Source organism: Halomicronema hongdechloris C2206 (genome assembly GCF_002075285.3).
GTDB lineage: Bacteria > Cyanobacteriota > Cyanobacteriia > Phormidesmidales > Phormidesmidaceae > Halomicronema_B > Halomicronema_B hongdechloris.
Genome location: NZ_CP021983.2, coordinates 5,452,571 through 5,472,785, shown reverse-complemented (window position 1 = coordinate 5,472,785; position 20,215 = coordinate 5,452,571). Strand labels below are relative to the sequence as shown.

The window sequence follows — 20,215 nt, the reverse complement described above, 5'->3', positions numbered from 1 at the left end:
AGCACCATACAGCGCCAACGTAAAGACTAGGTTAAGAGTGGACTGGAAAGGCGATAAAAATTTCGGCACTCGTCAAGATGCTTGTGGCATCTTAGGTAGAGGAAGTGGGGGCGATGACCTGAAGTCGGCTCACACTATATAGGATGTCAACCATGTACTACGTAATTTATGACGGTAATTGCAATCTTTGCGTCTCGCTGGTGCAGTTCCTAGAGCGCCTCGATCGGGGCCAGCGATTTCACTACATTCCCATGCAAGACGAGACAGCCCTGGCCCAGCTTGAGATTACCGCCGCCGACTGTGAGCAAGGCATGATTCTGCTGGATGAGGATGATCTGACCCAACGCTGGCAGGGCAGTGACGCTGTGGAGGAAATTGGTCGCCGTTTGCCCTTAGGGCACCTGTTTATTCAGGCCTATCGTGCCCTGCCGGGTTTGAAGCCAGGGGGTGATCGCCTCTATGAACAAGTGCGCGACCGTCGCTACCAACTCTTTGGCCAGCGGGAAAGCACTTACCATTCCGACTACCCCGCCTGCGATGACGACAGTTGCAGCGCTTACTTCAAGGGCATGCACCAGTAAGGGGAGTGGAAGAGTGAAGATTGTTAGACTTGATATAGTTTGTAATTCCTTATTCGCTGGGATTTGGCTTGGACGTTCACTCACACAGCCTGGTTAGGGTACTCCCACAGTAAGCATTGAGTCAGCCTGAGAGCCCGGTTGAGGTAGTGATGAGTTGGGAACGATTCTTCTAGCCGCGGCGTCTAAGGGAACAGACCCTTTGGCTAGGGGAATATCGTCGAGCACTCCTGGGAGAATACAGCCATGACCTATGTTCACTGGCACCGTGTAGGCGGCTTGGCTTTGGGCCTGGCTATGATGATGGGGCAGGCAATACCGCTATCCGCCCAAGATGCCCCGCCAGACTCAGATACCCCATCTCCCGCGGCCACGGGGCCTCGCTTTGCCTGTCAGGTACATAATGGCCAATATACGGTGATGTATCTGCCCCAGAGTCAACCGGGAGAGGCCTATCCTTGGGCGATTCCAGAAGATATGGGCAGTGCCTGGCCAGCGGAGCGTCGCTGTAATGAGATCAGTCGGCGCTTAGAGTCTTACCGCCCCGACGGCTTAGTGGAAATGCTCACCGCCGTTGAGAATGGCTACAATACTGTCTGCGTGACGACTGAGGCAGTGCCCGCCTGTCGCATCGTGTTCACAGTACCTCCTGGACAAGATCCAGTGGCCACTCGCGATCGCGTCTTTGAAAACTTGGCTCTGGCAGATGAAGGCCAATCGACGCAAGGGGTCAATACCTTCACTGATGATGGTGACACCTCCCTACTGCCGGGTAGTCTGCTGGAATCCTTAGGGGCTATCCTAGGCAATAGCCCATCTCGGTCCAATGGCATTAATTTGAAACCCTTTTTAGATGAGGCCGATGGTGGCACCGGTGAGCAGTTGAGGGACGGTGTTGGGGCTTCAGGGCCGACCCTCAACCCCGATGATTTCCGTTAAGGGCATATTAAGGCAGGTTAAAAACAACGTAGCCGCGGGGCAACGCAAAGCTGCTCGGCTAAGGCCTGCCCAGAGAACTTAGGCAAGGCTAAGCAGCCTTGCCGCCTTGGTCAATAGAGGTGTTGCTTCTGCCACAGAAACTAGCCAGCACAAAAAAGGCGGCCTAGCAGGGGTGCCGTCGTGAGCCTGCTGCAGGGCTAATTAGCTCTCAGCAGGCGTCATTCTAGTTGTGGATGTGGGCAAACTCTGGCGGTCAGAGCTCGATAGGCCATTTCTCTGAGTGCCGGGTAGGTAATGAATCTGGCGCATCAAGCTGGCCATTTCTAGGGCATCCATGGCGTAGCCCCAGCCGTGATTACTCTTGATACCAGCCCGCTCCAAGGCCTGTTGCATGGAATCGGTGGTTAAGACGCCAAAGACAATTGGCACGCCGGTTTGAAATCCGGCCGCTGCGACCCCTTTGGAGACTTCGGCAGCTACGTAGTCAAAATGGGGGGTTTGGCCCCGAATGACAGCCCCCAAGCATATAATGGCATCATAGCGGCCTGTCAGGGCCAGTTGACGAGCCACTAGGGGAATCTCGAAGCTACCAGGCACCCAGGCATAATCGACTTGGGAACCTTGAGGATTGACGTCTATACCGTGGCGTTTGAGACAGTCTTGGCAGCCTTCTAGGAGCTTGCCGGTGACCAGGTCATTGAAGCGACCTAGCACCAGGGCGAAGCGCATGGATTCGGTTTGGGTGAAACTCCCTTCAAAGACTGCCATACTGCTCCTAGTTACACCACAAAGTAATTGAGGCCACCGACGACCACTACCAATACTCCCCAAAGGATGGAACCCAGCAGGATGAACCGCCTAGATTGATCCCAGCTCTGGGGAGAGGCGTAGGCCACAGGCACGCCAATCACCATGACAAATGAGAAAATGACTAAAGCTAACAGGGCGATCTGAAATAGGAATGACATCGTTCTCCCTCACTCTCAATACAGCAGCCAGTAAGCCAATAGGCAGCATGCGATCGCATGCTCTGATTAGTACGCTATCAGATATTGGGTCCCTTGCGGAAGATTACTGGGCTCTAGGGAAGGCACTAGGGGCGTCTTAGCAGTCCCAGCTCTGAGGAGATACCATCTGACCCCAGCCCATGACAGCCTTTGAACATCGGTTAATGGATTTAGTGCTCTGCCACACGACGGCAGATTTCGACACCTTGGGGGCAGCAGTGGGGGTGACATGCCAGCAGCCGGGTACCCGCTTGGTGTTGGCGGGAGGCTGTCATCCCAGCGTGCAGTCGTTTCTAGCCTTACATCGGGATGAATACTCGTTAATAGAACGGCGCTCGGTGCGACCGGAGCAGATCCGCTCCCTCACGATTGTAGACACCCAATATCGCGACCGACTGGGGCCGGTCGCGGACTGGATCACGCGGGCAGAAGATAAAAAGCTCCCCATTACCCTATATGACCATCATGGCCAGGGGGGAGATATCCCGGCGACGACGACCTATGTGGATGCGGTGGGAGCAGCCACGACGTTGGTGGTGGAGCAGTTGCAAGCCCAGTCTATGGCGCTGACGGTGGCCGAGGCTACGGTGATGGCCCTGGGCATTCATGTGGATACCGGGTCGCTCACCTTCGAGCAGTCCACCCAGCGTGATGCCTTGGCCCTAGCCTGGTTGATGGGCCAGGGGGCCAACCAACGTGCGATCGCAGAATTTGTCGAGCCCGAATTATCGCCAACGCTACAGACCCTGCTGAGTCAGGCCATGGACACGGTGCAGAGCGAAACCCTGCACGGTCATACCCTCAGCTGGGTGCAGCTGCCCCTAGAAGGCCATGTCCCCGGTCTCTCCAGTCTGGCAGAACGCCTCATCTCCCTTACCGACAGCGACAGCTTGTTACTAGGGGCGCACTATCCTGCCCGAGAAGGCTACAAAGTTGTGCTCATTGGTCGTGCCCGGGGACGCACTGCCGTCACCACCGACAATGGCGGCATTGATTTTGGCGCCCTCTTTCGTCCCCTGGGAGGAGGAGGCCACGCTACAGCCGCTGCAGCCAGCCTTCAGAGCGAGCAGGTCGATAGTCTCATGGCCGAGCTACTGGGGCAATTGCGGCAGCAGATTCCCAAACCGCCCGTGGCCCGGGAACTGATGTCATCGCCGGTGCGCACCATTCGACCCCAGACCACCATCGCCGAAGCCCAGCGGATCTTGCTGCGCTACGGTCACTCGGGACTCTCCGTCGTCAACAATGATGATGAACTCGTCGGCATCATTTCCCGCCGTGATCTCGATCTGGCCCTGCACCATGGCTTCAGCCATGCCCCCGTCAAGGGCTACATGACCACCAACTTAAAGACCATCGGCCCCAATACCAGCCTGCCTGAGATTGAAGCCCTGATGGTGACCTATGACATTGGCCGCTTGCCCGTCCTAGAGCAGAGGCAATTACTAGGTGTCGTCACCCGCACCGATGTGTTGCGGCAGTTGCATCAAGGCCATGCCGATGAGTATGGGGGCAAGCTGCTGCCAGACAGGTCAGAACCACTGCCATCTCCCCCCTCAGCCCCAGCCCTCAAGGAGCGCCTGCACCACTGCCTGGGCCAGCCCCTGTGGCACATTCTGCAGCAAATGGCGCACCAGGCCGAGCGCCAAGGCTGGCACCTCTACCTGGTCGGGGGAGCCGTGCGAGATGTCCTGCTAGCAGACTCTAGTGCCGAGTTGGCGCTTACCGATATTGACCTGGTGGTGGATGGGTTTTATCAGGCCGCCCAAGTCGGAGCCGGAGTCTCCCTAGCCCAGGGAATTAAACACAGCCATCCCGAGGTCGACCTACAAGTCTATGGTCGTTTTCAAACCGCTGCCCTAGTCTGGCATCGAGACGGGGACAGCTCTTTGGCCTCCCTCATGATCGATATTGCCACCGCCCGCACCGAATTCTATCCCTACCCAGCGGCAAACCCAGAAGTAGAAGCCAGCTCTATCCGGCAGGATCTCTACCGCCGTGATTTCACCATCAATGCCATGGCCATTCGCCTGACCCAGCCAGGGGCAGGCCTGTTGCTGGACTTCTTCGGGGGGTGGGTAGATTTACATCACCGCTGCGTGCGAGTACTCCACGCCAACAGCTTCATCGAAGACCCCACCCGCATCTACCGGGCTGTCCGCTTCGCTGTGCGCCTGGCTTTTCAAATTGATCCTCAAACCGAGGGGTTTATCCACCATGCCCTCGACAGCGGTATCTACACCCAAATGCAGCAGCAAGTGGCCAAGGTACCGGCCCTGCAAACCCGACTCAAAAATGAACTGAAATATATCCTAGAAGCGGCCTACTGGCAGCCCGCCCTAGGACTCTTGGATAAACTGGGAGCCCTCAAGTGTTTACATAGCCAGTTGGCCATGAGTGAGCGGCTATGGCATCAGCTGCGACGGGTCAGTCGTTGGATACAGCGATTTGATTTCGAACACCACCTCGTTCCCTGGCAGATGCGCTTAGAAGTGCTGCTGGCAGAGCTACCCAAGTCCGAGCGGTCAAGGGTGGCCAAGAACTTACAACTGCCCCAGCCAACCATCGATCGCTTAGCCCACCTCGATCACTTAGAATCCGATTGGCGTCAGACGTTGCCTGCGTGTCAAACCCCCAGTCAAATTGTTCAGCAGTTGCGCCGCCATGACCTAGCCACCCTATTGCTGGTGAGTGCCCGCCATCCCCGTCCCCTGGGGCAAATCATTTGGCGCTATTTGACCCACTGGGCTGAGGTACGGCCTCCCCTAAATGGCCATGACTTAAAACAACTGGGCTATCGTCCGGGTCCTCGTTATCGGCAGATCTTAGCGGCTCTGCTGGCGGCCACCCTAGATGGCCACATTCAAAGCCGCTGTCAAGCTCGCCAATTTCTAGCTGAGCATTTCCCTCTGCCTGTGTCTGACCATGAGGAGACGACAAAGGGGCGGGAGTAATGACTATCCTCTCAGGGCCTAACACGCTAAAGTAGGCAGAAATGTCTAGAGGCGGCAGTCCCTATGACCCTACCGGCCGGTACAGCCCTCCAAGATGGTCAATATATCCTCGACGGTATTTACCGTGAGGATGCCTTGGGTTTGATGTATTTGGCCACCCATGTCCCCACAGGTCAGGTGGTGCAGGTGCGTTGTTTGCACCCCAAAAATAACGATTCTGACGTATGGGACCAGCTAACAGAGCAGATAACGGAGCTAGGGCAGCAACGGCATCCCCACGTCATTGCGCCGCTGACCTGTTTTTATGAGCAGGGCCACGTGTTCGTGGTCATGGCCACCGGTGTCGGTCAGCCGCTATCCACCCTGGTGACGCCAGCGCAGCCCTTGACTGCCCAACAGTCAGTGGCCTACGTACAGCAGGTGGCGGCAGGCCTCAACGCCATCTCCCAGGCGGGTCCCTTTACTGTCGATATTGGTCCGGCTCATGTCTGGTGCCATCTTGGCAATGACCAAATTGTCTTAGCTGGACTAGGACTGCCACCAGAGATGAATACCGACCCAGGGGAGGAGGTGGCCCAGCCGGCGCTGGCCAGAGCTCATCAAGATATTGCCGCCCTAGCCAGGTTGCTCCATTTCTGCCTAACCGGTGAAGCAGTCGAGACGACCCACGCCCCCGATGTTTGCCTGAAGCAATGTCGGCCTGATTTGAATGAAGTCTATGGCAATGCCATACACTGCGGCTTGCACTCCCCGCCAGATCAGGTAGAGACGTGGTTGGCGTTGTTGGTCTCCTACGGCGGAACCACCCCAATCCCCACCCCTCACCGTTGCCAGCGACAGTGGCCCCCACATTGCCTCGATCCCGCCGGTATCCAGCCCTGTTGGCTACCGCAGTAGCCGCTGCCTTCGTCGGCGGTGGCATCGGATTGGCGCTACGGCTGTTGCCACTCTCTGCGGCTGGCAACCATCGCTTGGATCCTGCCCAATCATTTCCGTCCTTGTCTGATTGGTCTGAGACAGAGGAATCCGTGGATTTTGGCAGCCCCTATCTCGAGCCTGACCAGGGACCTATCAATCGGGCTGAGGAAGAGCTGTTGGAGAGTGACCTGGAGTGGTCTGAAGAACCTGAGGTCAGGGCTCGGGATGCCTTTCCGGAACTGACGCCTTTCTCGCCCACCCTAGAAGCCGCGGAGAGATTGCCTGAGGCGCCATCCCGCCAGTCTGATGCCGAGCCGTTACCGGAGCCAGCGGCAGCGCCATCTGCAGAGACACAGCCACCTGCCTCAACATCGCCGCCGCCAAGAACGGCACCAAGAACGAACAGCGAAGCGTCACCGGCAAGTGAACGGGAAGTGACGGAGACAGATGAGTCGACTCTGGATAGGGACTCCATCGAGCCGCAGGTGCGATCGCATCCCGATGCCGCTGCAGAGGATACTGCCGGGGATGATCCGGCTAAATCCGCCATAAAGCCAAGGAATAACCTGAATCGAGACGGTTAGGCTCCTGGGCGAGCACGTTATAATTCTACATAGACGTTTGCAATCTTTCTTATTTTCCCATGAGCAACCCGATGGTCCACGCCTTTTTCATCGGTCGTGCCCTGGCTGAAGCGACTAGTGAGCAGGCAGAAAGACTCATGACGGATGCCCTGAGTCAACTGGGGCAGTTTGATGCCGAACAGCGGGAACGGTTGCGTCAATTCACTGAAGACGTGATGGCCCGCGCCCAAGCAGCCGAAGCCGCTGTTGTCCAAAACCCCGATGGATCTACCGGGTCAGCCATGGGCAATGATCAGGACTTACAAGCCACTATCGACAACCTCCGGGCCGAAATTGCCCAAGTACGGGTGGCCCTGCAACAATATCGGGCCTCGTAGTTGATGGCCGGTATCCACCCACTATGCTGAGCTAGGAGCTCGTGTGTCCGCTGTTTCCAACGAATCAACTGCTGCTATTTCGACCCCTGCCCCCATACCAGGGGGGGAGGGGTCGACTCAGGTCGATAGGGCGATGGCAACCGCTTCAACGGCTGCGGTGAGCAACAATGGCGCGATGCGATCGCAGTCACCCGCCCCAGCAAATGGCCAACCTGTGACAACCAGTCAGGTGCCTGTGAAGCTGAAATCAGCTGACACCTATCGCTGGAACCGCCGCCACTACTCCCGTTGGCGTCGTGCCATCGATATCTGGAGCTTTGTGCTGCGGTTGCTAGGAGCCCGCTGGGCCTACAGCAAGCCTTGGAGCTACACCGGTCCCGTCACTCCCGAAAAGCAGGCAGCACGGCGACGACAGCAGGCCCTCTGGATTCGAGAAACCCTATTGGAGTTAGGACCCACCTTTATCAAGGTGGGGCAGCTCTTTTCCACCCGGGCAGACCTATTCCCCAGCGAATATGTAGACGAACTGGCCAAATTGCAAGATCGGGTGCCAGCCTTTAGCTATGAGCAGGCCAGAGAAATCATCGAAGCCGACCTAGGCCGACCGATCCACGAGCTATACCGGACCTTCGATCCCATCCCTCTCGCTGCCGCCAGCCTAGGCCAAGTGCATCGGGCCCAATTGCACTCCGGCGAGGAAGTGGTCGTCAAGGTGCAACGCCCCGGCCTGCAGACCCTATTTCGCATCGATCTTTCCATCCTCAGAGGCATTGCCCAATATTTTCAGAGCCATCCCGAGTGGGGCCGGGGTCGTGACTGGCTCGGCATTTATGAAGAGTGTTGTCGCATCCTGTGGCTAGAGATTGACTATCTCAACGAGGGTCGCAATGCCGACACCTTCCGACGCAATTGCCGCAATCTCGGTTGGGTGCAGGTGCCACGGGTTTACTGGCGCTATGCCTCCCCTCGAGTACTCACCCTAGAGTATCTACCTGGCATCAAGATCAGCCATTATGAAGCCCTGGAAGCGGCTGGCCTCGATCGCAAACGCCTGGCTCGCCTGGGGGCTCAAGCCTATCTGCACCAGTTGCTCAACGATGGCTTCTTCCATGCCGATCCTCACCCCGGTAACATTGCGGTCAGTCCAGAAGGGGCCTTAATCTTCTACGATTTTGGCATGATGGGACAGGTGCAAGCCACCACCCGTACTAAGCTCATGGGCACCTTCATGGGGGTAGCCCAGCGGGATGCTGACCAGGTCATGGTGTCCTTGGTGGAACTGGGGGCCCTGGTGGAGGCAGACGACATGGGGCCGATCCGGCGGTCGATCCAGTACATTCTGGATAACCTCATGGATAAGCCCTTCGAGGAGCAGTCCGTCGACGCCATTAGCGATGACCTCTATGCGATCGCATACGATCAGCCCTTTCGCTTCCCCGCTACCTTTACCTTTGTGATGCGGGCCTTCTCCACCTTGGAGGGAGTCGGCAAAGGACTCGATCCCGAGTTCAATTTCATGGAAGCAGCCAAACCCTTTGCAAACCAACTTATGGCCGGTAACTCACCCAATTCCAGCAACACCCTATTTAGCGAACTGGGTCGTCAAGCAGCCCAAGTCAGCAGCAGTGCCCTGGGACTGCCGCGTCGCATCGAAGATACCCTCGATAAATTAGAGCGGGGAGACATTCGAGTTCGGGTCCGCTCCATTGAAACCGATCGCGTCTTGCGACGGATTAGTGGCGTTAATCTAACCACCAGCTACTCTATTTTGGTAGGGGCCTTTACCTTATCTGCTACCCTGCTGCTAGTCTCTGGATTCCTGTGGCTGGCGCTTTTGCTGGGAATCATTGCTGCCATTGCTGGGGTGGCGCTGATTCGGCTATTGTTGCGCCTAGCCCGGGCAGAGCGACTGCCATAACTGTCTGAAGTGTCATGATGAAACCCTCCTTTTCAGGATCAACCGATCCTGGATTGCTGCGCGCTAGCAACCAAGATGACTATTACCTAGATCCAGAAGGACGGTTTTTCATCGTGGCTGATGGCATGGGAGGGCATGCCGGCGGGCAAGAAGCCAGTCGCTTGGCCACAGAGGTTATCAGCCGCCACCTACAACGATCATGGGACGAGGCTGTCTCTACGGCAGATCTGCTACATCAGGCCCTCCTAGCCGCTAATCGGGCCATTCTACGGGACCAACTACAATACCCCGAGCGAGCTGATATGGGCACCACAGCCGTGATTTTGACCTGCCGCGACCAAGATGACCACCCCTGGTGTGCTCACGTGGGCGACTCCCGGCTCTACCGCTTGCATCACGCCCAGCTGATTCAGGTTACCGAAGATCACACCTGGATTGCGCGGGCGATTCGAGAGGGCGAACTGACCCCAGCCCAGTCCCGCTACCATCCCTGGCGCCATGTGCTATCCCAATGCCTAGGGCGAGAAGATCTGTATCACGTCAAGGTCCAACCGGTTGCAGTTGCCCCCGGAGACCGCTTCTTGCTGTGCAGCGATGGGCTTACAGAAGAGCTCGCTGACGCTACGCTCGCGGAGCATCTGACCACCGCCAAAGACTGTCAGACGGCAGTAGAACGCTTGATCGAGGCAGCCAAACACCATGGTGGTCGTGACAATATCACCACAGTGGTCGTGGCCTTTCAGGGGGATTCAGAGGCCAGTCTTCCAGCGCCTCAGCCAGATGCAGCTGGTAATAATACCTAAAGATTTTGCGAAAATCATTTGGTGACCGTCCAGAGTGTTTACTCTGAGCACTTTTGTCAACGGTAGATTGGTAAATAAATGTGAACGTCGCAGGAAAGATGTCATCTCCCGGTGATGACTGTTATAGTCCTGGGTAATCTAATTGAACTGGAGGATCTAATGTCAAATGATTGTTATATTTTGTAAAATATAGATAGCAGCGGTTCGATTGCGACTGTTGCTGCTGACCTAGACTCCGGAAACCCTTTCCAAGTCTTGATGTCGTTGTCTCTCAAACAGGAGTTAGTTATGGACGAGCCAGTTAAACTCTCCCTAGAACAGCAATTTAGCCTGAAGTCCTTTGAGTCTCAGGTCAACAAGATGAGCCGCGAACAGGCTCAGCACTTCTTGGTTAAGCTCTACGAGCAGATGATGATGCGGGAAACCATGTACAAGCATTTCCTGAAGCACGAGTGGGGAATCGGGCCGCATCCACAGCTCTAGTCGCCCTGGGGCCCATAGAAAAAGTGGGCGACCTCCCTCTCTTGCTTGGTTCCACCGGGAAAGGAGCAGGGGATGCTGGGGCGTCAACTTTCTCCATCTTCACCTTTAGAGCTTAATGTGCAGAGAGACCCTGAGAAGGCCTTCAAGATGAGCGCTGCCGAGACTGTCAGCCCCTTGGTATCATCTACGGTATGTCTGAGAGCCTTGCTTGCCTATTACCCAGGCGATTGGTCACCACCCCTATACTTGATGACTGCTAGATGCTTGGAAAAGCCGACGCTTGCAAGCCTATGGTTTTGAACCATGGCATCCCTGAGCTGCCAGGAGGTGGTTCCGAGATCTCAGGTGACATTTTGCCAGGGCAGTCTCTAGATCTAGGCAGTTATCTCAACAGAATAGCTACACATGACAGCCAGAATAGACAGCCAGACTCTGAGTAACCCAGCTCAGATATATAAATCGCTAGGTTTTTGAGTATATTTGCTTACTTCCATAGCTCTGGCACAGCCGCCAGCGCTATTTGTATTCCTTCAGATTCTGTCGTCTGCAATAAAAGTTGGGATGATACCCTTGGATCGAGCCGTTCGGTCCCTTATGGGTTAGCGATTAATCATGTTTCAACGGGCCCTCATCTGTACTGATTTGACAGATGGCATCGATCGACTACTGCAGTTCGTACCTAGCTTGACAGCGGGCGGCATTCGGTATTTCGTGTTCTTCCACAACGTCGCCATTGAAACCGAGCGGGAAATTCCCCGCATTGACGATGAGGCAATCGAGTCGGTGCAGCAGATGTTCAAGGAGCGGCTGCGGGACGTGCCGGCTGAGGCTGAGGCTGTCATCGAGGTGCAGTCGGGCCGCTCTAGTGACAACATCTTGCGGCTGGTGCAAACCTATGACATTGAGGTAATTTTTCTGGGCACGCCGACCCGGACATTGCTGGAAGAAAAACTCTTCGGTAGTACCACGATGCGGCTCTCGGAGAAGACCACTGTGCCCATGATCATTCTCAGACCGCAGCTCATCTCTACCTACACCACGGCTGAGTTAGAGCTGCGCTGTAGCTCTCTATTTCGCTACTTGTTAGTGCCCTATGACGGTAGTGATGGGGCTGATGCATTGATTGATCTAATCAAACAGCAGGTGACCAGCAATCCCAACTCTGTGTTGGAGCGCTGTCGCCTATTATGGGTGATTGACGATAGCATTCGTCGAGAGCTGCAGGGGGATCAGCCTAAAATTGAGGCCCAGGCTCGCCTGGATCAGGTCCAGGCGGACTTGGCTGAGTTGGGGTTGGTGGTGAACACCTCCATCCAGCAAGGAGACCCCTTGGAGGAGATTATCAAGGCAGCTACCCATCACGACATCGGTGCGATCGCAACCTGCTCCCGAGGCATTGGCGGATTCATGAAATGGTCTATTCCCAGCCTCACCCGCGACATCTTGCGCCGTTGCTGGCATCCAGTGCTTTATTTCCCCACGCCTAAATAGTTGCACTACGCTGGGGCAGTCAATGTGACTAAATGGCGGCTAAAATCGTCGATTCCTTGTGAACCCTTGATCTTCAGGGATATCCGGTGACTCCTGAGCTCACGAGTAAATTCTCGTTAGACTAAGCGTGGCATCCATCGTCTTGCCGTGAGGACTCTAAATCAACTGTTTTTCTCTAAGCAAGTTATTTTCTATCAGATTCGGCAAGATGGAAGGGAGGGCGTCTCCAGCGATGCCTCTGACGCCGATGGCGGCCCATTCTTCTGCCCAGGCTGTCCATCGGCCCATTGCCTACCTCAGGAGTTGCTATGGACGTTGTTGCCCTATCGCGCCTGCAATTTGCCCTAACGGCTATCTTCCATATGCTGTGGCCAGTCTTGACCACTGGCATGGCCATTTACTTAGTGATTGTCGAAGGACTATGGCTAAAGACTAAACAGCCCCAGTACTACCACCACGCCCGTTTCTGGGCCAAACTCTATGTCTTAAACTTTGGCATTGGCGTGGCCTCGGGGTTGCCCATGGAGTTTCAGTTTGGCACCAATTGGGCCCCATTATCAGAGGCAACGGGCGACTTCCTAGGTAGTATCCTAGGCTTTGAGTCGGCCATGGCCTTCATGCTAGAGGCCGGATTCCTGGGCATCATGCTATTTGGCTGGAAGCGAGTGCCTCCCGTGATGCACTATGTCGCCACCATCATGGTGGCATTCGGGGCCAATCTCTCTACATTCTGGATTTTGACTGCTAATTCTTGGATGCAGACCCCAGCTGGTGGAGACTTCCTGGCCAATGGCAAATTCATCGTGCGGGACTATTTTGAGGCCATCTTCAACCCCTTCATGGTCAATAGCGTCGCCCACATGTTTATGGCCACCCTGGAAACCTCCCTGTTTGTGATTGGTGGCATCAGCGCCTGGTATATTCTCAACCAGCGTCATCCAGAGTTCTTCGGTAAGTCCTTCAAGATCGTCTTGGCCCTTGCGATCGCAGTGGCCCCCTTGCAAATTTATATTGGCCACCTCAGTGGCGAGCAAGTCTACCATCAACAGCCCACCAAACTTGCAGCCATGGAAGCGCAATGGGAGACGCTGCCAGCTGGTGAAGCTGCCGACTGGAGCCTATTAGCCTGGCCCAACCAGCAAACCGAGACCAATACCTGGGAACTTAAAATTCCCAAAGCTCTCAGTTATATTTTGGAAGTCAAACCCACCCTCTCAGCCCCAGTTTATGGGTTGAAAGACTTTGCTCCCGAAGATCGTCCCCATCAACTGGGATTAATCTACTACTCCTTCCGCACCATGGTTGGTATTGGCTTCTTCTTAGCCGGGTTAATGCTAATCACGACCCTGCAATGGGTGCGGGGCAAGTTATCCGCCGAGACCATTTCGCAACAGCGCTGGTTAATGCGGGGCTGGTTATTGTCAGCGCCCTTGGGGTACATCGCCGTTGAATCCGGTTGGATCGTTCGCTGTGTCGGTCGGCAACCCTGGACTGTCTATGGCAAAATTCGTACCGTAGATGCCGCCTCTAACTTACCGGCCGGAGATGTATTAACCTCCCTCACCATATTTGCCACGATCTATACACTGCTGTTTATCTCAGCCCTATATTTCGGCAGTCGCATCATTCGCCACGGCCCTAACTTAGAGATGCCGGTCCCTTCCCTAGAGGCTTCTGGCCCCGAGGATGGTAGTACTGCCCAGCATCAACCCAATCAGCGCCCGGTCGAAGCTAAACAGTAGGAATTCCATGGAAACCCTAGATTACTTTCTACCCCAGGTCTGGTTTGCCATTCTGGCCCTGTTTTTACTGCTGTACGTGATGCTAGATGGCTTCGACCTGGGAGTGGGTATCTTGTCGTTGACCTCCTCCACTGAGGAGCGTCGCGGTATTCTGATGACCAGCCTAGGCAATGTTTGGGATGCCAACGAAACCTGGTTGGTAATCATGGGGGGGAGTCTGTTTGGCGCCTTCCCTCTGGCCTACGGCACTATCTTGAATGCCCTCTACATGCCTATCTGGATGATGATTTTCGGCTTGATCTTTCGAGCCGTTGCCTTTGAGTTTCGTGAACATGCCCGCCGTAAATTCTTCTGGAACTTAGCCTTCGGGGCTGGCAGTTTTCTAGCTGCCCTAGGACAGGGATTTGCTCTAGGAGCAGTGCTGGCTGGCATTCAGGTCGATGATCAAGGGCACTTCATTGGCAGCACCTGGGATTGGCTCAGCTGGCAATCCCTGCTAATCGCCCTCACCCTGATTCAGGGCTATGTCTTGATCGGCTCCACCTATTTGATTATGAAAACCAGTGGTCCGCTGCAAGAGACCCACTACAGAACCGCGAAGCTTGCAGCGATCACGACACTGGTGGGAGCCGTGTTAATCACCATTACAACGCCCATCTTCTTTGAATATGCCCGGGAGCGACTCTTTCAAGCCCCCCAAATCTATGTATTTGCCGTCATTCCCCTGCTGGGGATTTTATTCATCTGGCAATTGCTTCGCAGCCTCAATGCCCAAGCCGAGCAGGCTCCTTTTATTTGGACCATATCGATTTTCGTGCTCACCTTTTTAGGGCTGGCCATGATCGTATTTCCCTACATTATTCCCACCCAAATCAGTATTTATCAGGCGGCGGCCGCCCCCAGTTCCCTAGTATTCATGATCATCTTTATCGGCTTTTTAATTCCAATCATGCTGGCCTACAACATTTACCAGTATGTGGTGTTTCGAGGCAAAATCACCTCAGAAGCAGCATACGGGGAATAAGCAGAAGACACCTTATTTCTGTTCTGGATGATCGGACTCGGGGCTGTGCAGACCCAACTGGTTGATCATCCGAATTAGCTGATAGAGTCGGCCAAAGTCACGGTGGTTGTAGTACATACTCAACCGAGGCAAATGAGCTGTTTCATCGCCCTTTTCTTCCGGCAGAGCCCTGGTAGGTTCGATGTATCCTTTGATCAAAATATCGCTGAAATCCCGATTCAGTTGCTCAATCACCTGCTCTGGCAATGCGCACTTGAGCCGGATGATTAAGCGGTCATTGACATAGCGATAGGAGTGAAAGACACGATAGAAGCTGGTAATCGCATCACAGGCAGCCTCTACATCACTAGTAATGGTATACAAGCTGGGGTCATCCGGGCTGATCAACCCTCGCTCCAATAGGTGATCACGGATATAGCGATCCCAATTTTTCCAATAGGTGCCACCGGGATAGTCGACAAGCACCAACGGTAAAGGATCGGCTTTGCCGGTTTGGGCTAGAGTCAGGGCTTCGAAGGCTTCGTCCTGGGTGCCAAATCCACCGGGAAATAACACGAGGGCATCACTTTCCCGTAGAAAGAAGAGCTTGCGAGTGAAGAAATACTTGAAATTAATCAGTTTGGGGTCGGCAGCAATGATCGGGTTGGCTCCTTGCTCAAAGGGCAGTTGAATATTGAGCCCAAAGGATTGAGCGGCTCCTGCTCCTTCATTGCCGGCCTGCATAATACCACCGCCGGCTCCGGTCATAACCATGAAGCCCAGCTGAGTAATCCGTTGGGCAAAGGCCTTGGCTAGTCCATACTCTGGGGTATCGGAGCTAAGCCGAGCCGAGCCAAAAATCGTAACTTTACGAATGTGGCGATAGGGATAGAAAATCTGAAAGCCTTGCTCCATATCCTGCAGAGCAGAGTTGAGGATTTTCCAATCCAACCGATCGGCTTCGCGCCCCATCATCCGCAAAATGGTTTCAAGCACCCTCCGAATCAGCTTGCCGTGGGGCATATTGGGTAACTGTTCTAGCACCGCTAGCAAATCTGCCTGGGCCGACGCTGAAAGTTCTGAGGGAAGGGCAACCATAAGTTCAGAGCCATCTCGATAGGTAGCACTTCATTCTATCGAGAATAGTAGTCCCTCAGGTAATGACCAGATTAAACCGATTAAACGTGGCCTCATCTGCAGGTCTAAAGCACATCTCCGACATGGCCTTGCCTACAAAGCAGCCTCCAGATAAGCACCTGGAGGCTGCTGAGACCATAGAGCCGTACCCGGCTAGGCTTGGAACACTTTATCCTAGAGATACTTTTCCAGAGTATTTGCCAGAGTCGTCTTGGGAACGGCGCCGACCACCATATCAACCCGTTGACCCTCCTTAAAGATCATCAGCGTAGGGATGCTGCGGATGCCATATTGGCTGGCGACACTGGGATTTTCGTCTGTGTTGACTTTAACGACTTTAACTTGACCGTCGTATTGCTCAGCAATTTCCTCAACAACGGGTGCAACCATCCGGCAAGGGCCACACCAAGGTGCCCAAAAATCGACTAGCACCGGAACGTTGCTCTCCAGGACTTCTTGCTTGAATGTGGAATCCGTAACTTGTGCGGCTGCCATGCCTAGATATCCTTGCCTTCGCTATTCATCAGAATCTTACCATAGCCAATATCCATCAGCCTTGTCTGAGGACTGACACATTAGGATACAATGCTTGGCCTGGACTCAGGATAATGGTGGAGTGGATAGGATTAGAGGGCCGCGGTATTGAGTGGAATGTTCCCCGGGAACGGCTGCCATGAGAAACCGCCCAGATCAAATTCATCTGGGCGGAGTGTGGTGTGAGGAGTGAACGGAAACTTTCGTCTCCGCTACTCCTTTTATTGTATATGTGACAGTTGAAAATCTGCCACTTTTGCGATCGCATCTCAGCAACTTCTTATTTCTTAAGAGACTTATTTCCCCATCCCGAGTTGTTGAGCCTTCTGATACACTTTGCCCTCTGTCAACAGGGACGGGGCAATCACCACATCCACCTGTTGCATATCCGTCAGGGTTTTAGCTCCCAGGGTGCCCATGCTAGTTTGCAAGGCCCCGAGAAAATTATGGGTGCCATCATCGAGTTGAGCCGGCCCCCGCAAAATTTGCTCCAGGGTGCCCGTCGTTCCCACTCGAATGCGAGTACCTCGAGGGAGCAACGGACTCGGAGTCGCCATGCCCCAGTGAAATCCCCGCCCAGGGGCTTCAGCAGCCCGGGCAAAGGGCGAGCCGATCATGACGGCATCGGCACCACAGGCAATACACTTACAGATGTCTCCTCCCGTCACCAGACCACCATCGGCAATGACAGGCACATACCGTCCAGCCTCCTGCTCGTAGTCTTGTCGGGCTGCAGCACAGTCGGCTACTGCCGTGGCTTGAGGAACGCCGACCCCTAATACTCCTCGGGAGGTGCAGGCGGCACCAGGACCAATGCCCACCAATACCCCAGCTGCTCCTGCCTTCATCAAGTTCAGCGCGACGTCGTAGGTGACGCAGTTGCCCAGGATCACTGGGATTGGCATGGTGCTACAAAACTGGGTTAGGTCCAGTAGTTCAGAGGATTCAGGAGAGAGGTGGGCCGTCGAAACCACCGTGGCCTGGACAAAGAAGAGGTCTGCCCCTGCCTCGGCCACGGCTTGGCCAAAGCGCATGGCACCTACAGGCGTGGCACTGACGGCAGCAATGCCTCCTTGCCCTTTAATTTCTTGAATTCGGGCTTGAATCAGCTCCGGCTTCACAGGTTGGGAATACAGCTGTTGCATCAGGGGGACAAACTCGTCTTTGCCCACGGCTGCAATTTTGTCTAAAACAGGGTCTGGATCCTCGTAGCGAGTCTGAATACCCTCTAGGTTTAAGACCCCTAGGGCCCCCAATTCAGACAACAAGACCGCCATCCGCACATCGACAACCCCATCCATGGCACTGGCAATGATGGGAATCTGCCGCTCAATGTTCCCTAGCTGCCAGCGGGTGTCCGCTAACTGGGGGTCGAGTGTGCGAGGGCCAGGAACGAGCGCGATTTCGTCAATGCCATACGCTCTGCGGACTGTCTTACCGCGACCAAGTTGAATATTCACGTCCATTTCTAACCCAAGACCATTAGGCTAGGGTAGCAAAAAAGCAGGGGGATAAGCAGCGATGGAGGCTGCCCATTGGTCCCATAATGGAGAGTGGTTTGCTGGCGTGGCCAACGGTCTATTCCCTAGGAGTCTTGGCTGTGAATCTATCGTCCCTGTCATTTTTTCGAAATCTCCGCACTTCCAACCGCCAGTTTGTGGTAATTGGATTGGGACGCTTTGGCCGCGCCGTTTGTATTACCCTGCACGGCCTAGGTTATGAGGTCCTAGCCATCGATCATGATGAACGGCGCGTGACCCAAGTGCTGACAGATCGGATCGCGGCCCATGCCATTCAACTAGACTCAACGCAACCGAGTGCCTTGCGGGAGGCTGGCATCTTTGACTTCGATACGGTGATCGTGGCTATCGGCAACTACGTAGAAGAGAGTGTGATCACCACGTTGAATGTGAAGGAGTCAGGGGTGCCCCACGTGGTGGCTAAGGCGTCTTCGGAGATTCATGGCAAGTTACTGCGACGAGTCGGTGCCGATCATGTCGTCTTTCCAGAACATGAGATGGGCTGCGAACTGGCTCGCTCCCTAACCCGCCCTGGTATTCTCGATCGCTTTGAGATCGATCCGGACAATAGCATCGTAGAAGTTGTAGTTCCCAAAGCGTTTGACCAAAAAACCATCGTTGATTTGGATCTCCGCAATCGTTTTGGGCTCACCGTGCTCGCCGTTAGTCAAGATGCCCAACGGGAAAAGTTTGAGATCAACCCCAGTCCGGTGACCCGTCTAAAATCGGGGGGAGTGTTGGTAGTGATTGGCAGTAATAAAGGCATCGATCGTCTGCCCATGTAAAGCGGTACCCTATGCGTGTCCTTGGTTTGATCAGTGGCACCTCTGCCGATGGCATTGATGCTGCCCTGGTGGAGATTCATGGCTTTGGCCGCACCATTGCGGTGCACTGGCTGGCGGGAATGACCTATCCCTATCCAGAGCCGGTGCGATCGCACCTGCTGGAAATCTGTGCTGGTCAAGCCCTCTCCTTAGAGGATCTAGCCGATTTAGACGATACCGTAGCCAGCGTCTTCGCCGATGCGGTCCTCAGTCTCCAGGCCAACGCTGGAGAGGCAGAGCTCATCGCCTCCCATGGACAGACTGTCTTTCATCGTCCCCGACAAGCTGGGCTAGGCTACAGCATCCAATTGGGGCGGGGGGCCGAGATTGCGCGTCTCACCGGGCTCCCCACTATCAGTGATTTTCGTACTGCTGATATTGCCGCCGGGGGGCAAGGGGCGCCCCTAGTCTCTGCCCTTGACGCCTGTTTGCTGAGTCATCCCCAGCACAGACGCTGCGTTCAAAACATTGGCGGCATCAGCAACGTCACCTATCTCCCCCCCTGGGATCGACATCGAGCTGGAGAACACTGGCCAGAGCTCTGGGGGTGGGACACCGGCCCCGGCAACACCCTGTTAGACATTGCCGTCCAGCGCTTCTCCCAGGGACAGCTCAGCTACGACCAAAATGGCGCCTGGGCCGCCCAAGGCACCGTTTGTCAGGCCCTAGTCGAGCACTGGATGGGGCATCCCTTCTTCCACCAGCCGCCGCCGAAATCGACCGGGCGAGAGCTATTCGGCTGGCACTATCTGGATACCTGCTTGGCAGCGGCTGACACCTATCAGCTTTCTCCCGCCGATTGTCTCGCCAGCCTGAGTGAACTCACCGCGGTGTCCATTGCTCACAGCTATCGCACCTTCTTGACAGAGCCCCCCGATGAGGTCTTCGTCTGTGGGGGGGGGAGCCGTAACCATTACCTGATGCAGCGGTTAGCCGCCCATTTAGATCCAATTCCATTGCTGACGACCGACCAGGCCGGGCTCCCCACCGACTTCAAGGAAGCCATTGCCTTTGCGGTGCTGGGCTACTGGCGACAGCAGAACTTTCCCGGCAATGTTCCCACCGTAACCGGGGCGCAGCGGCCCATGCTGCTAGGGCAGCTCAGTGAACCGGTCCAGCTTCAGGCATAAGGAGAATGGAGAGCGGAGAGGTGGGGAGATGGGGAAAAGGAAAACGGAGGACGGAGAGTAGAGGGTGATGGGGTGTATAGCCTAACGGCATTCAAGAAAGGCGGAGCCTGCCCGCAGGGCTTAGGAGTGATGGGGAAAGGGAAAACGGAGAGCGGAGGAGGAGAGTTTTAAGGTCTTAGGGTTGAGTTTTGAGTTCTCCCGGTAAGGATTGAATTCAACCCTCAACAGTCAACAGTCAAAACTCTCTTGCCTGCCCACGTCTGTCTCTGCTCT

The 20,215-nt window shown here is 55.1% G+C and carries 19 protein-coding genes; 14 read left to right on the top strand and 5 right to left on the bottom strand.

The genetic code is table 11. The annotated features are described in order from the left end of the window. Positions 1-152: 152 nt before the first annotated feature. The gene (locus tag XM38_RS25000; protein WP_080811157.1) at positions 153-581 is read left to right on the top strand and encodes a thiol-disulfide oxidoreductase DCC family protein; all 429 of its coding nucleotides are present in this window, start codon (positions 153-155) and stop codon (positions 579-581) included. Between the two features lie 243 nt (positions 582-824). Further along, positions 825-1,517 (top strand): COP23 domain-containing protein, encoded by a 693-nt coding sequence (locus XM38_RS24995; RefSeq protein WP_080811156.1) that lies wholly within the window; start codon positions 825-827, stop codon positions 1,515-1,517. Between the two features lie 201 nt (positions 1,518-1,718). Here the strand turns inward: XM38_RS24995 and ribH are convergent, their stop codons facing one another. Further along, positions 1,719-2,285, bottom strand: a complete 567-nt coding sequence (ribH, locus tag XM38_RS24990) for a 6,7-dimethyl-8-ribityllumazine synthase (RefSeq protein ID WP_080811154.1) — start codon at positions 2,283-2,285, stop codon at positions 1,719-1,721. An 11-nt stretch (positions 2,286-2,296) separates the two neighbouring features. Continuing rightward, positions 2,297-2,485, bottom strand: a complete 189-nt coding sequence (gene psbZ / locus XM38_RS24985) for a photosystem II reaction center protein PsbZ (RefSeq protein WP_080811153.1) — start codon at positions 2,483-2,485, stop codon at positions 2,297-2,299. Positions 2,486-2,688: 203 nt separating this feature from the next. Between psbZ and XM38_RS24980 the strand changes: the two genes are divergently transcribed. From XM38_RS24980 to cydB, 10 genes are all read left to right on the top strand, one after another. Further along, positions 2,689-5,478: a CBS domain-containing protein gene (locus tag XM38_RS24980; protein WP_080811217.1), complete on the top strand. Its 2,790-nt coding sequence runs from the start codon at positions 2,689-2,691 to the stop codon at positions 5,476-5,478. A gap of 63 nt (positions 5,479-5,541) precedes the next feature. Then, positions 5,542-6,375 (top strand): protein kinase domain-containing protein, encoded by an 834-nt coding sequence (locus tag XM38_RS24975; RefSeq protein ID WP_080811151.1) that lies wholly within the window; start codon positions 5,542-5,544, stop codon positions 6,373-6,375. Next, on the top strand, positions 6,360-6,980 hold the full coding sequence (locus tag XM38_RS24970) for a hypothetical protein (RefSeq protein WP_187329536.1): 621 nt from the start codon (positions 6,360-6,362) through the stop codon (positions 6,978-6,980). The genes XM38_RS24975 and XM38_RS24970 overlap by 16 nt, the downstream gene beginning before the upstream one ends. A 59-nt stretch (positions 6,981-7,039) precedes the next feature. After that, a complete protein-coding gene (locus XM38_RS24965; RefSeq protein ID WP_080811149.1) occupies positions 7,040-7,357 on the top strand; it encodes a DUF6825 family protein in 318 nt (105 codons plus the stop codon). Between the two features lie 133 nt (positions 7,358-7,490). Beyond that, positions 7,491-9,275 carry an ABC1 kinase family protein gene (locus XM38_RS24960; RefSeq protein ID WP_202978966.1) on the top strand — a complete coding sequence of 595 codons (1,785 nt, stop codon included), beginning with the start codon at positions 7,491-7,493 and terminating at the stop codon, positions 9,273-9,275. A gap of 17 nt (positions 9,276-9,292) precedes the next feature. Then, positions 9,293-10,078: a PP2C family protein-serine/threonine phosphatase gene (locus XM38_RS24955; RefSeq protein ID WP_080805246.1), complete on the top strand. Its 786-nt coding sequence runs from the start codon at positions 9,293-9,295 to the stop codon at positions 10,076-10,078. Positions 10,079-10,366: 288 nt separating this feature from the next. After that, positions 10,367-10,561, top strand: a complete 195-nt coding sequence (locus XM38_RS24950; protein WP_080805248.1) for an NblA/ycf18 family protein — start codon at positions 10,367-10,369, stop codon at positions 10,559-10,561. A gap of 612 nt (positions 10,562-11,173) precedes the next feature. Then, a complete protein-coding gene (locus XM38_RS24945; protein ID WP_080805250.1) occupies positions 11,174-12,052 on the top strand; it encodes a universal stress protein in 879 nt (292 codons plus the stop codon). Positions 12,053-12,360: 308 nt separating this feature from the next. Further along, entirely contained in the window at positions 12,361-13,794 is a 1,434-nt protein-coding gene (locus tag XM38_RS24940; RefSeq protein WP_088431414.1) for a cytochrome ubiquinol oxidase subunit I, read from the top strand. A gap of 7 nt (positions 13,795-13,801) precedes the next feature. Then, a complete protein-coding gene (gene cydB / locus XM38_RS24935; RefSeq protein WP_080805254.1) occupies positions 13,802-14,818 on the top strand; it encodes a cytochrome d ubiquinol oxidase subunit II in 1,017 nt (338 codons plus the stop codon). Positions 14,819-14,830: 12 nt separating this feature from the next. On the opposite strand, the gene XM38_RS24930 is transcribed toward cydB, so the two are convergent. The 3 genes from XM38_RS24930 to XM38_RS24920 all read right to left on the bottom strand — a co-directional run bounded on the left by XM38_RS24930 (position 14,831) and on the right by XM38_RS24920 (position 17,928). Further along, the gene (locus XM38_RS24930; protein ID WP_080805256.1) at positions 14,831-15,895 is read right to left on the bottom strand and encodes an LOG family protein; all 1,065 of its coding nucleotides are present in this window, start codon (positions 15,893-15,895) and stop codon (positions 14,831-14,833) included. 213 nt (positions 15,896-16,108) lie between these two features. Next, complete coding sequence (gene trxA / locus XM38_RS24925; protein WP_080805258.1) at positions 16,109-16,429, bottom strand: thioredoxin; 321 nt, start codon at positions 16,427-16,429, stop codon at positions 16,109-16,111. 335 nt (positions 16,430-16,764) lie between these two features. Then, on the bottom strand, positions 16,765-17,928 hold the full coding sequence (locus tag XM38_RS24920) for a GuaB3 family IMP dehydrogenase-related protein (RefSeq protein ID WP_080805365.1): 1,164 nt from the start codon (positions 17,926-17,928) through the stop codon (positions 16,765-16,767). A 140-nt stretch (positions 17,929-18,068) separates the two neighbouring features. Between XM38_RS24920 and XM38_RS24915 the strand changes: the two genes are divergently transcribed. Both XM38_RS24915 and XM38_RS24910 read left to right on the top strand, forming a co-directional pair. Continuing rightward, positions 18,069-18,773 carry a potassium channel family protein gene (locus XM38_RS24915; RefSeq protein WP_080805366.1) on the top strand — a complete coding sequence of 235 codons (705 nt, stop codon included), beginning with the start codon at positions 18,069-18,071 and terminating at the stop codon, positions 18,771-18,773. 11 nt (positions 18,774-18,784) lie between these two features. Beyond that, positions 18,785-19,942: an anhydro-N-acetylmuramic acid kinase gene (locus XM38_RS24910; protein ID WP_088431412.1), complete on the top strand. Its 1,158-nt coding sequence runs from the start codon at positions 18,785-18,787 to the stop codon at positions 19,940-19,942. Positions 19,943-20,215 lie beyond the last annotated feature (273 nt).